This is a genomic window from Ornithinimicrobium sp. (genome assembly GCF_051004135.1).
GTDB lineage: Bacteria > Actinomycetota > Actinomycetes > Actinomycetales > Dermatophilaceae > Ornithinicoccus.
On record NZ_JBPCKQ010000152.1, the window covers coordinates 1 to 11,116 of the forward strand.

11 protein-coding genes and 3 pseudogenes are annotated in these 11,116 nt (G+C 69.0%); 9 read left to right on the forward strand and 5 right to left on the reverse strand.

The annotated features are described in order from the left end of the window. Positions 1–191 (forward strand): annotated as a pseudogene (locus ACR2FV_RS10330) (NADPH-dependent oxidoreductase); the annotation flags it as partial. A 45-nt stretch (positions 192–236) separates the two neighbouring features. Here ACR2FV_RS10330 and egtD read toward each other — a convergent pair. The 3 genes from egtD to ACR2FV_RS10345 all read right to left on the reverse strand — a co-directional run bounded on the left by egtD (position 237) and on the right by ACR2FV_RS10345 (position 3,622). Next, positions 237–1,340 carry an L-histidine N(alpha)-methyltransferase gene (egtD, locus tag ACR2FV_RS10335; RefSeq protein WP_434015613.1) on the reverse strand — a complete coding sequence of 368 codons (1,104 nt, stop codon included), beginning with the start codon at positions 1,338–1,340 and terminating at the stop codon, positions 237–239. After that, positions 1,337–2,572, reverse strand: a complete 1,236-nt coding sequence (gene egtB, locus ACR2FV_RS10340; RefSeq protein WP_434015614.1) for an ergothioneine biosynthesis protein EgtB — start codon at positions 2,570–2,572, stop codon at positions 1,337–1,339. Before egtB ends, egtD begins: the two co-directional genes overlap by 4 nt. A gap of 90 nt (positions 2,573–2,662) precedes the next feature. After that, positions 2,663–3,622, reverse strand: coding sequence for a sugar-binding transcriptional regulator (locus ACR2FV_RS10345; RefSeq protein ID WP_434015615.1), 960 nt, complete (start codon positions 3,620–3,622; stop codon positions 2,663–2,665). 117 nt (positions 3,623–3,739) lie between these two features. Between ACR2FV_RS10345 and ACR2FV_RS10350 the strand changes: the two are divergent. From ACR2FV_RS10350 to ACR2FV_RS10360, 3 genes and pseudogenes are all read left to right on the forward strand, one after another. Then, positions 3,740–3,916: pseudogene (locus tag ACR2FV_RS10350) on the forward strand (alcohol dehydrogenase catalytic domain-containing protein); the annotation flags it as partial. A 118-nt stretch (positions 3,917–4,034) separates the two neighbouring features. After that, positions 4,035–4,091 (forward strand): annotated as a pseudogene (locus ACR2FV_RS10355) (hypothetical protein); the annotation flags it as partial. Between the two features lie 27 nt (positions 4,092–4,118). Beyond that, positions 4,119–4,757 (forward strand): zinc-binding dehydrogenase, encoded by a 639-nt coding sequence (locus ACR2FV_RS10360; protein ID WP_434015616.1) that lies wholly within the window; start codon positions 4,119–4,121, stop codon positions 4,755–4,757. Positions 4,758–4,848: 91 nt separating this feature from the next. On the opposite strand, the gene ACR2FV_RS10365 is transcribed toward ACR2FV_RS10360, so the two are convergent. Beyond that, positions 4,849–5,283, reverse strand: a complete 435-nt coding sequence (locus ACR2FV_RS10365; protein WP_434015617.1) for a hypothetical protein — start codon at positions 5,281–5,283, stop codon at positions 4,849–4,851. A 209-nt stretch (positions 5,284–5,492) separates the two neighbouring features. Here ACR2FV_RS10365 and ACR2FV_RS10370 point away from each other — a divergent pair, with 209 nt between their 5' ends. The 4 genes from ACR2FV_RS10370 (at position 5,493) to ACR2FV_RS10385 (ending at position 8,073) form a co-directional block, all read left to right on the forward strand. After that, the gene (locus ACR2FV_RS10370; protein WP_434015618.1) at positions 5,493–6,425 is read left to right on the forward strand and encodes a LysR family transcriptional regulator; all 933 of its coding nucleotides are present in this window, start codon (positions 5,493–5,495) and stop codon (positions 6,423–6,425) included. 181 nt (positions 6,426–6,606) lie between these two features. After that, positions 6,607–6,873 (forward strand): YkvA family protein, encoded by a 267-nt coding sequence (locus ACR2FV_RS10375; RefSeq protein WP_434015619.1) that lies wholly within the window; start codon positions 6,607–6,609, stop codon positions 6,871–6,873. Between the two features lie 69 nt (positions 6,874–6,942). Then, positions 6,943–7,281, forward strand: coding sequence for a YnfA family protein (locus ACR2FV_RS10380; RefSeq protein ID WP_434015620.1), 339 nt, complete (start codon positions 6,943–6,945; stop codon positions 7,279–7,281). A gap of 390 nt (positions 7,282–7,671) precedes the next feature. Beyond that, the gene (locus tag ACR2FV_RS10385; protein ID WP_434015621.1) at positions 7,672–8,073 is read left to right on the forward strand and encodes a heavy metal-responsive transcriptional regulator; all 402 of its coding nucleotides are present in this window, start codon (positions 7,672–7,674) and stop codon (positions 8,071–8,073) included. Positions 8,074–8,339: 266 nt separating this feature from the next. On the opposite strand, the gene ACR2FV_RS10390 is transcribed toward ACR2FV_RS10385, so the two are convergent. Next, positions 8,340–10,103 (reverse strand): choline/carnitine O-acyltransferase, encoded by a 1,764-nt coding sequence (locus ACR2FV_RS10390; protein ID WP_434015622.1) that lies wholly within the window; start codon positions 10,101–10,103, stop codon positions 8,340–8,342. Between the two features lie 382 nt (positions 10,104–10,485). On the opposite strand from ACR2FV_RS10390, the gene ACR2FV_RS10395 reads away from it, so the two are divergent. Next, positions 10,486–11,116 (forward strand): hypothetical protein (locus ACR2FV_RS10395; protein WP_434015623.1); only part of this gene is annotated, 631 nt, incomplete at its 3' end.

The following is an 11,116-nucleotide window of genomic DNA, read 5'->3' on the forward strand; positions in this document are numbered from 1 at the left end:
GGGCTCAACGACGTCGGCTTCACGATCCCCGCCGGGGGAGTGACCTACTGGAACGGCGAGGCGATGCACGGGGTCGACTACAAGGACCTCGACGAGACCCCCGAGGTGACGGCCACCACCACCGCGACCCTGGCGGCCAAGCCGCGCACCTGGCCGGGGTGTTGCGCTCGGCGCCCTACCCCGAGGCCTGAGCCGGCTCCCAGCCCGGGTACTCGCGTGACTGGTTGTGCTGTCGGTCAACCAGGTAACAGTTGGGTATCGGCCCGCTCCGCAGCAGGCCGGAGGGCCCTGTGAAACCACACTCCCTTGGTGGACAGGGACAGGGCGTAGTCACCATCGGTGTCGGTCCACCACTGGGACAGCTGCATCCCGGCGGCCTCGACCTCGTTCGCTACCCGCGATCTGCGGAACTTCGCGCTGACCTCGGTGCGCAGCTCCTCCCCTTCGGCGAACGGCACCGCCAGGTCCAGCACCTGCACCACCTGATCGGTGCGCGAGCGCAGCCGCATCTCGACCCACTCGTGCTCGGGATCCCAGAGCGCCACGTGCGCGAAGGCCTCCGGGTCGAGGTCGGCACCCAGCTCACGGGCCAGGACGTGCAGCACGTTGCGGTTGAACTCCGCGGTCACCCCGGCGGCGTCGTCGTAGGCGGCGACCAGCCGGACCGGGTCCTTGACCAGGTCGGTCCCCAGCAACAGGGCGTCGCCGGGAGCCATCGTGGAGGCCAGGGTATGCAGGAACGCGGCCCGCTGGGCCGGCATCAATTTGCCGATGGTGCCGCCGAGGAAGGCGATCAGCCGCCGGCCGCCCGTGGGCAGCAGCGGCAGGTGGTGCTCAAAGTCGCCCAGCACGGCGTGCACGCCGACCTCGGGGTACTCCGCGGCCACGGCCTGGCCGGCCTCCCGGAGCACACTCTCGTCGACGTCGAACGGCACGTAGCGCTCCAGCGTGTCGGCCTGCCGCAGAGCGTCGAGCAGCGTCCGGGTCTTCTCCGAGGTGCCGCTGCCGAGCTCGATCAACGTGTCGGCACGAGTCAGCTCGGCGATCTGTGTCGAGTGCGCCCGCAGCAGGTCGCGCTCGCGTCGGGTCGGGTAGTACTCCGCCAGCGTGGTGATCCGGCTGAACAGCTCGGACCCGCGGGCGTCGTAGAACCACTTCGGGGGCAACGTCTTGGGACTCACCGTCAGCCCGGCGCGGACGTCGGCCTCCAGCGCCGCCCGCATCGAGGAGGGGAGCAGGTGCCGGTCGAGCCGGAACCGGGCGGACGGCATACCGGCACGTCGTCGTGCCTGCTCCCCCTCGTCCCCGGTCGGCTGCGGGGACGAGGGGAGGGCGGTCACGAGCGAGCCAGCCGAAGTCCGGAGAACGCCCAACGGGAGCCGCCGGGGAAGAAGTTGCGGTAGGTCAGCCGCTCGTGCCCGGCCGGGGTGGCGCAGCTCGCGCCGCGCAACACGTGCTGGTCGGACATGAACTTGCCGTTGTACTCCCCGATCGCCCCTTCGACGGGCTGGAAGCCGGGGTAGGGCAGGTAGGCGCTGGAGGTCCACTCCCAGACGTCGCCGACCATGTGCTTCCCGGCCAGGCCCGGGTGCAGCCGGTCCTGGTCCAGCAGCTGCCCGCGGGCCTCGGCGACGCCACCGGCGGCCACCTCCCACTCGAACTCGGTGGGCAGCCGGGCCCCGGCCCACCGGGCGAAGGCGTCGGCCTCGTAGAACGAGACGTGACAGACCGGCTCGGCACGCCGGACCGGACGGGAGCCGCCCGTGCCGAAGGCCACCCACTGGCCGTCCTGGTAGCTCCAGTAGCCCGGCGCCGCCCACCCATGCTGCTGCATGGCCGCCCAGCCGTCGGAGAGCCAGAACTCCGAGCGTGCATAGCCGCCGTCGTCCATGAAGGCCAGCCAGTCCTGGTTGGTGACGGCCCGCTCAGCGATCTGGAACGGCTCCAGCCAGACCCGGTGCTGGCCGGTCTCGTTGTCGTAGGCGAAGCCCTGCCCGTCGTGGCCGATGGTATGCAGTCCGCCCTCCACCGAGCGCCAGCTCACCGGCGCGCCCGCCGGGTCGTCCTCGAGGGGACGCTGCAGCATCTGCGGAGCGAACGGGTGACCGGAGAGCAGATGCAGGGCGTCCATGACCAGCAGCTCCTGGTGCTGCTGCTCGTGGTTGATCCCGAGCTCGAGCACCTCGCACTGGGCGTCGTCGAGGCCGGCATCGACCAGCTCGGCGACCACGCGGTCAAAATACTGGCGGTAACGGCCGACCTCGCCAGCAGAGGGCCGGGTGACCAGGCCCCGGTCCGGACGTGGGTGCCGCGGGCCGATCGCCTCGTAGTAGGAGTTGAACAGGTAGCCGAAGGTGGGGTCGAAGGGCTCGTAGCCGCCGGTCGGGCCGAGCAGGAACTCCTCGAAGAACCAGGTGACGTGCGCCCGGTGCCACTTGGTGGGGCTGGCGTCGGGCATCGACTGGGCCGTCTGGTCCTCGGGGGACAGCGGGGCGGCGAGTCGTTCGGTCATGCTGCGCACCCCCTCGAACCGATCCAGGAGCACGGAGGTGTCGGGGGTCGTGAGCGTCATGATCGGGGTGTCCTCAAAGACGAACTGGTGTTGGTGAGAGTGACCAACGCACTGCCTCGACCCTACGCAGGGTGGACGGATATTGCGTTCTCAGTTCGCGAGCAGGCTTTGGGCGAAGACCTTCTCCGTGACGAGCGAGTCCAGATAGCCGCCACGGATCGCAGCGCGCGCGGCCACGACCTTCTCCAGACCGTAGGCGATGCCGATCACCTCGGGAATGGCCCGAAGCTGGGCTGCGGAGATCGTGATGAGGCGATCGTTGATGGGCGTCTCGACGACGTGGCCCTCAGGGTCGAGCAGCACTCCTGACAGGTCGGCTCGGACATTGCTGTCTCGCATGGCTTCCTTCTCCCTTGCGGACAGGGCGTCCAACAGGGTCGAGGCCGGGGGCTGCCAGCCACCCACCCCGACGACAGCCTTGGTCACGCTGGGGAAGGCGGCAAACGCATCGGCAACCTGCTCCTGCCGCAGCATGACGCGCGCGGCCTCCGGGTCGCTGGCAATCATCGGTGCATGGAAGATGCAGGCCGGTGCAGGGACGGACCGAGCGACGTCGCGCACGAGCTCGATGGCGGTGGGCTCCACATCCGGGCGGGTCAGCGCACCGCTGAGCTGCACCACCCTGCGGGCCCGCAGCGACGTCACGTGGGCACCCATGGCCAGGACCACACGAGCCCAGCCAAGGCCGAGGACATCCTCCGGCTCCATGATCTCGGCGAGCAGCTGCGCCGCAGCGCGACCGAGCTGGTCGCGGATGACGGCATTGTCCCCTGGCGTGGTCTCGACGACCAGGGCGCGCCGCAGTCCGAAGCGCTCGCACAGCTGCTCACTCAGGTCGGTGTCGATCGAGCCGGGCTCGACGATCGTGATGCGCACGATGCCCCACTCCCGGGCCAACGTGAGCAGACGAGCGACCTTGAAGCGCGAGATGCCCAGCTCCAGCGCTATTTGGTACTTCGGCTGGCCCAGCCGGTAGAAACGGCGCGCCACTCGGGCTGCCAGGACCCGGTCGCTGAGGCTCGGCGTGGTGCGCGGAGTGGGATCCGTCATCAGCACCCTCCTCGGGAGCAGCAACTGTCGATCAGCGGACGAGATGATGCTAACATATGAGCGACATATTCCATTTGACGCTCCTTTGAGCGCAGGAGGTCAGGGCCGATGACGACCATGCGGGTCAGCGTGTTGCGTGGGGTTCACGACGTGGCGGTCGAGGACCGGCCGGCCCCCACCCCGGGGCCGGAGGAGGTGCTGGTCCGTGTCGGGTCGGTGGGTGTCTGCGGATCGGACGTGCACTACTACGAGCACGGCCGGATCGGCCCGTATGTCGTGGAGTCCCCGTTGGTCCTGGGCCACGAGGCCGGTGGAGAGGTCGCCGCCGTGGGTGCGGAGGTGAGCGGGCTGAAAGTGGGGACAGCGGGTCTCCATCGAGCCCGGCGTCCCGTGTCGCTCCTGCCCGCAGTGCCTGCGCGGCCGATACAACCTGTGCCCGGACGTTCGTTTCTTCGCCACCCCGCCCTACGACGGGGCGTTCTGCGAGTATGTCGCGATGCCGGCGGGCTTCGTCTACCCGGTGCCGGACTCCCTCAGCGATGACGCGGCCGGTTTGATCGAACCGCTCTCCGTCGGGGTGTGGGCCGCTCAGCGCTCCGACGTGAGTCCGGGCGACGACGTCCTCGTGACGGGAGCCGGTCCGATCGGTCTCATCGCCGCTCAGTGCGCTCGCGCGTACGGTGCCGCCTCGGTCACCGTCACCGATGTCGTCGAGAGCCGACTGCAGGTGGCCCGCCGGCTGGGCTTCGAGGCCCTCAATGTCGCGCAGACTCCGCTGACTCCGGAGGTGCTCCAGGCCGATGTTCTGCTGGAGTGCTCGGGCAACGCTCGGGCCACCTGGGACGCAGTCATGGCCGTCCGCCGCGCGGGTCGCGTCGTGCTGGTCGGCATGGGTGGCGACGAGGTCGCCTTGCCGCTGTCCCGCGTGCAGGACCACGAGCTCGTCATCACCGGCGCTTTCAGGTATGCCAACACCTGGCCCACCGCCATCCAGCTGGCCGCCTCCGGCGCCGTGGACCTCGACGTGCTGGTCACGGGAGCGTTCGGCCTCGACGACGTCGAGGCCGCACTCACCGCGTCGCGGGACAACCCCGACGCGATGAAGACGATGGTGCGCCCCGGTCTCACGGGCTGAACGGGCCGCTGCGCTGATCCCCGGGGTGCTGCAGCCACGGTCTCCAGCAATCGCCGAAGTGCTCAGCGCTACGCCAGTCGTTGCCCGCCGGTCACGGCCGTCTCCATCGGCGAAGTGCGTCTCGGCCCCTTGATGCCGACCGCGGCCCGGCCGGGGTGAGATCGGCGGAGCACATCTGTGCCCGCTCGAGTGCTGCCGTGAGGTCGGCGCAGGCCGACGCTGCAGCCGCCAGTGACTGGATCGTGGTTGCTACGGCTGCCGACGGGTCGTCGGCGAACGCCCCCTCGGTCACCTGAAGTCGGCTGTCGCGCTCCTGCGCGCCCCACCAGTGTGCGAGCTGGTCCAGACTGCGTTGTAGCGACTGCGCCACCTGTCCGCTGGCTCCCATGAGGTAGTAGGCCTGCGCCGGGTCGGTGACGGCGCTGGCCCGCACGATCTGCTCGAGGCGCGCCAGCGCCTGACGCGCCTCATCGACCATGGCCACCGGGCTGGTCACGAACCCCGCGGTCCCACCTGCAGCGCTCATGACGCCGCGGGCGCCAGGCTCGGCAGCGCTGCCGGCGGCAGTGACCGACACGTTTCACGGAGCCATCCGAGGACATCCAGCAGCCCTAACACCGCAACCAACCTCTCCATCTCGCGCCTGCCCGGTCCGGACGGCATACACCTCAGTCTGATCGGCTCTACCGTTCGCGTCTAGTGAAGGAAACTGCCTCTATCGTGCATGATTGGTGAATGGAACTCGGGCTGCGCAGGCTGCGGATTTTGCGGGAGGTCGCCGAGCACGGTGGGGTGACGGCGGCTGCCCGTGCGATGCACTACTCGCCGTCGGGCATCTCGCAGCAGGTGGCAGCCCTGGAGGACGACATCGGCGCGCCCGTGCTCGAGCGGCACGGGCGGGGGGTCCGCTTGACCCCGGTCGGTCGGGTGCTGCTCGAGCACGGCGAGATCCTGTTGGGTGCCGAGCGTGACGCCCGCACCGCGGTCGAGCGCGCCCGGGTCACCAGGGCCGTCGAGATCACCGTCGGCGTGTTCTGCAGCGTGGCGGCCAGCATGGTGCCGTGGATCATCACCGACCTGGCCTCGCGGCACCCCCAAGTGCACGTGCGCACTCGTGAGACCGATCCCGACGACGCCAGCCTGGACCTGCGGCACGGACACCTCGACCTGGCCTTCCTGATCGACTACCCCGATGCCACCGAGCCGTGGCGTTCAGGGATCGCGATTACGCCCATTGGACTCGATACGGCCCGCCTTGTTGCGCCCGCCGGACGCTTCGCCCAAGAAGTGGTGGATCTCGCCGACCTGGCCGACGAGGACTGGGTCATGCCTGGGCCTAACAGCTACTACGGTCGGGCCATGCGCAGCGCGTGCCGGCGCGCCGGGTTCGAGCCACGGATCATCCACCAGGTGGACGAACAGGCCACCGCGTTGCCGATGGTCGCCGGAGGGCTCGGCGTCACGCTGATGTCCCGCCTGGGCCGCCCGTTCTTTCCGACCGACGGCATCGACGTTCTCGAGCTCACCGAACCGGTGCACCGCCAGATCGTCGTGGGGCACGATGACGCCGCGGGTGGGCGACCGGCGGTCTCGGCCTTCCTGGGAAGCGCGCTGCGGGCAGCCCCCGCAGCCGGATTGTCGCCACCCAGGTCCAAGCTCGGCCGTTAGCACCACCCAGATGGCACCGCCACACTGACCGGATGGACCGCGCTGGACGGCTGCTGATCGCAGCGGGCGTCCTCGGCGGGCTCCTGCTGCTGTGGCTCGCCCTGGTTGTCGCGCTGTGGACCCAGCGACCCGACGACCTGCGCATCCGTGACGCGCTGCGCCTGCTGCCCGATCTGGTCCCATGCTGCGCAGGCTCGCCGCCGACCCCGATGTCCCCCGTGGGGTCCGCGTCCGGCTGTGGCTGCTGCTGGGCTACCTGCTGTCCCCCATCGACCTGGTCCCCGACGTCATCCCCGTGCAGGGGTATGCCGACGACGCGGTCGTCGTGGCCCTCGCCCTGCGCTCGGTCGCCCGGCACGCCGGACCCGAGGCCCTGGACCGCCACTGGCCGGGAACCCCCGACGGACTCCGCGCCGTCCGCGCCCTCGCCGGCATACCCGGCCCATGAACTCCATTCGCCCCTCGCCGGCCGCACCTGGAGGTGTCTCGCCGGAGCGCCGGGCCGCATGATGAGGACATGACAACCGTGCAGTCCGTCGCCCTGTTCGCCCTCGCGGCGCTGGCCGAGATCGGCGGCGCGTGGCTGATGTGGCAGGGCATCCGTGAGCAACGCGGCCTGCTCTTCATCGCGGCCGGGGTGATCGCGCTCGGCCTCTACGGCGCGATCGCGACCCTGCAGCCGGACGCGAACTTCGGGCGCATCCTCGCCGCATACGGAGGGGTGTTCGTCGCCGGCTCACTCCTGTGGGGGATGGTCGTCGACGGGTTCGCCCCCGACCGGTATGACGTCGCCGGTGCACTCATCTGCCTGGTCGGCGTGGCGGTCATCATGTACGCACCCGGACGCGGCGCCTGAGCGCGATGGGCGCCCGGCCCGAGGGCCGGTATGCGGTCACGGACCACTGACCGCGGCGCGGAGCTGGTCCAGGGTGGGGCACCTGCCGGCCCGTCCGGGGTGGCGTAGACGCGACACGCCAGCCCGACACCCGCGTCCGACTCAGCGAACGCGTCCACGCCGTCGATGAGGATGCTCGGCGACCCACGGAAGCCGACCCGCTGAGCCTCGTCGATGGTGCCGACCTGATGACGGGTCAGCGTGAGGCCGGGGCGCTCAGCAGCGATGACGCGCAGGCGCTCGTCGGCCACCTTCCGATGGGGGCATCCCTCGAAATATTGCAGTGTGATCTCCATGCCGACGACCGTAATCCTTGATCTGCACTGCAAGGTCAAGCCGTAGACTGGGCAGGTGTTGATAGGCGAGCTCGCTGAGGCTGTGGGTGTCCCCAGCCAGACCATCCGGTTCTACGAACGCACCGGCCTGCTTCCCGAGCCAGCACGGGCCGCCAACGGGTATCGCACCTACGAGGAGTCGACGGTCGCCCGAGTGCAGTTCATCCGGACCGCCCAGGCCGCCGGTCTCACCCTGGCCGAGATCGGCACCGTCATCGGCCTCCGCGACGAGGGCCAGGCTCCGTGCTCGCACGTCGTCGGGGTACTCGACCACAAGCTGGACGCCGTCCGGGCGCGCCGACGCGAGCTCGCCGTCGTCGAATCGGAGCTCGAGCAGCTGATCGACCGCGGCCACCGGTTGGACCCAGCCGCGTGCACCGATCCGGAGATCTGCCAGATCCTCTCGGCCCGCACATAGCCGGCGGGAGGTCACGCTCAGGTTTGGGCATGAGCAGTATGGTGAGATGGTGAGAAAGCGGCTGGTCATCGCCTTCGGCCTTTACGTCTGCCTCGCCCTCGGTACCCGTGCAACCGAAGCGGCCGGCCTCCACCGGTGCGCCTGCTCGTCTGCGTGCTGGTGCAAGAAGCCGCCCCTCAGCGCCTTCCGCTGGGTGATGCCGGTAGGCCACCGGTAGCGGCGGGCAGCCGGGCGTTCGGAGAGCTCGCCGTCTGGCCTGACTGTGCTCACGCCGGTGCGCTGGGCACCTCGACCATCCCGGCGAGCAGCGCGGCGAGCGCGTCGGCCCCCTCACGGAGCTGCGCGATGAAGGTCTCGATGTCGCTCGTCTGCGTCCGATGCGAGCTCACCAAGAACTCGTAGTCCTCACCCAGCGGCGTGTAGTTGATCCCGATGCCACCCCGGCTGGTCGGCGCGAACGCCATACCGACGATCTGCTCATGGTCCCCGATGCTCGAGGTGGACAGGAAGTCCGTCGTGAGCCGACTCCATCCGGCGTCCTCGAGCACGAGCAGCGACCGATCGGTCGCGGTGGCCATCAGCGCCAGACCGGTGAGATGACGGTCGATGCCCTGACCGGTCTTGCACATTTTGATCCAGTCTTTGTGGGCGCTCAGCGCGTCGGGCAGGTGGGCCGCCTGCACCCGCCCCGCGATCAGGGCCTTCACGAGCGTCACCGCCTCGGGGGTGACCGAACGCAGACACTCGGTCCGACCCGCCTGGTAGTGCCGTAGGTCGACCGCCTCGTAGGTGCTGCGCACCCGCCCGAAGGTAGCGAGTTGGGCGTACAGCATCACCCACTGGCACAGCGCGTCGTCGCTGATCCGGAACGGTAGGTCGGCCGGGACCGGCCGAGGGACCCGCACCGTGTCCAGCCGTAGCTGCTCGGCCTGGGCCCGGTATGCGGTGATCTCGCGGGTCAGATCGTCCGCGAGGTCGTCCGGGAGTTTCCACTCCAAGGGTTCGATGAGTGCGCCCTCGTTAGAGGCGAGCCCGGGCTCGGCTAGCCAGTGACCCTGCTGAGCCTGTTCGAGTACAGCTTTGAGCGTCGCTGCGTCGACCCGGCTGTGCTCCAGGTGCATGCCGACGAAGTCATCGGCAAGGCCAATTTGGTAGGTGATCGATGTGTATGCCCATGCCTGCCCGGGCAGGAACGCGGTGCGCATCAGGTGGTCACGCATATCGGCCGGGGTGCGGACGAGGTTGACGACGAACAGCGCCTGGGTCAGCCGCTCGTAGACGCGGGCGTTGTCGGGATCGTGCAACAGCCGATCCAGGTACGCCGAGGCCGCCTCGCTGCCGAGGTAGGACAGGGCGGTGAAGCCGGGGACAGGCCTGGACTCGCTGGGGGCTGCCAGGTCCAGCGCCGCGTCGATGGCGCGCTCCAGCGCTTCGGCGGGCAGCGGCTGGCCGCGCTCGTCGCTTATCGGCACGGCGAGGAACCGGTCGTCCAGCAGCAGCCCAATCTCCCGGCGCGCCGGGTGCTGGCTGGCCGACCGGACGTGGTCGACATTCGCGGCGGGGTGGCGCAGGCCGCCGGCCAGGACCTCGCGCTGGACGCCGCATACACTCTGTCGGCGCGGAGTGTGCTCTGGGGGCAGCTCGCCGCGCAGCCAGGCCAAGTGCGCTGCGGCCAGCCTGTGGATCACAGCCGCTGCGCGGACATTGCCGTCAGCGACGGGTTGTGCCGATTCGGCAACCGAACCCGCCGGCACCCGGATCTGGAAGCCGACGTTGCTGGTCAACGGCAGCGGAGTGCGGACGGCCAGATATCCCCGTGACCACGCCGCGGACAGCCAACTACGGCCCTGTGCGTTCTCTGTCTCGGCAAACGCCTCGAGCTCGGCCTGGCACGCCGGACCGTCGCCCTCCAGTGTGCGCACGACGGCCTGCTCGGTGCGCTGACGTTCAAGTGGGCTCAGCAAGGGGCTCACCGCCGCCAGGTACTTCTGAAGGGTCTGAGCCAAGGGCGGTACCGGCAGATAATCCATGTTGCCAGTGTGCCGTTGATCGGCTCTGCGCAGCGCCACGCCAATGGTGCGGTCGACGCAGAATTCCGGTGAACCACCATTTTCTGCTGGGTACATTGGTGGTCAGACTTCTGCCGTCTGTTGGGCTATTCGTATGCTCCAACTATCATCAGCGAAGCCTTATTGGCATCCACGCCAAGGACCTGGCAGCGCCACAGATGAGGGTGAGCAGATGGTAGCCGTGCCTCTCACCTGTCATTTCTTTAACCTTTCTTGGCAAAGATTTGACCAAATTCAGAGCGCTATGACACAACCTATGTGTCAAGATGCCTTTGGCAGCGAAGGTGATTTATGACCGGCGACGCCATCCGTGCCGTCTCTCTCACTTTCAGGAGTATTGCAAATGCATAAGCCACGACAAATTCTCGCTGCCAGCACTGCTGCGGCGTTCCTGACCATCGGACTTACCGGGCCTCTGCCGGCTACGGCCGCGCCCAGCGACGCCGAATGCATCGCTGCCCAGAACACCTTCGCCGCCAACTTCGGGGCCGGTGTCGACGCTAGCCTGCTCGCAGAGCTGGAGGTGGCTCTTGCCGCCGCTGTCGAGGCACAGGCCGAGATCGACGGAAACCTGGATCTCCAGGTCAATGTGATCCCCGAGCTCGAAGCGAACCTCGCTGCGGCCCTGGCTGACCTGGCTGACCTACAGGCTCAACTGGATGCCGCCCTGGCTGCCGACGCTGCCGTGGATGCGGCGCAGGCTTCGCTGGACGCAGCCGTGGACATCGCTGCGGCTGCCAACGCTGACGTGGATGCGGCGCAGGTGGCGCTGGATGCAGCCGTGGACTTCGCCGCAACTGCCGACGTGGACGACGCTCAGGCGACGCTAGACGCAGCCCTGGCCATCGCCGCCGCTGCCAACGCCGACGTAGACGACGCGCAAGCGACGCTGGACGCAGCCCTGGCCATCGCCGCCGCTGCCAACGCCGACGTAGACGACGCTCAGACGACGCTGAAAGCAGCCCTGGACTTGG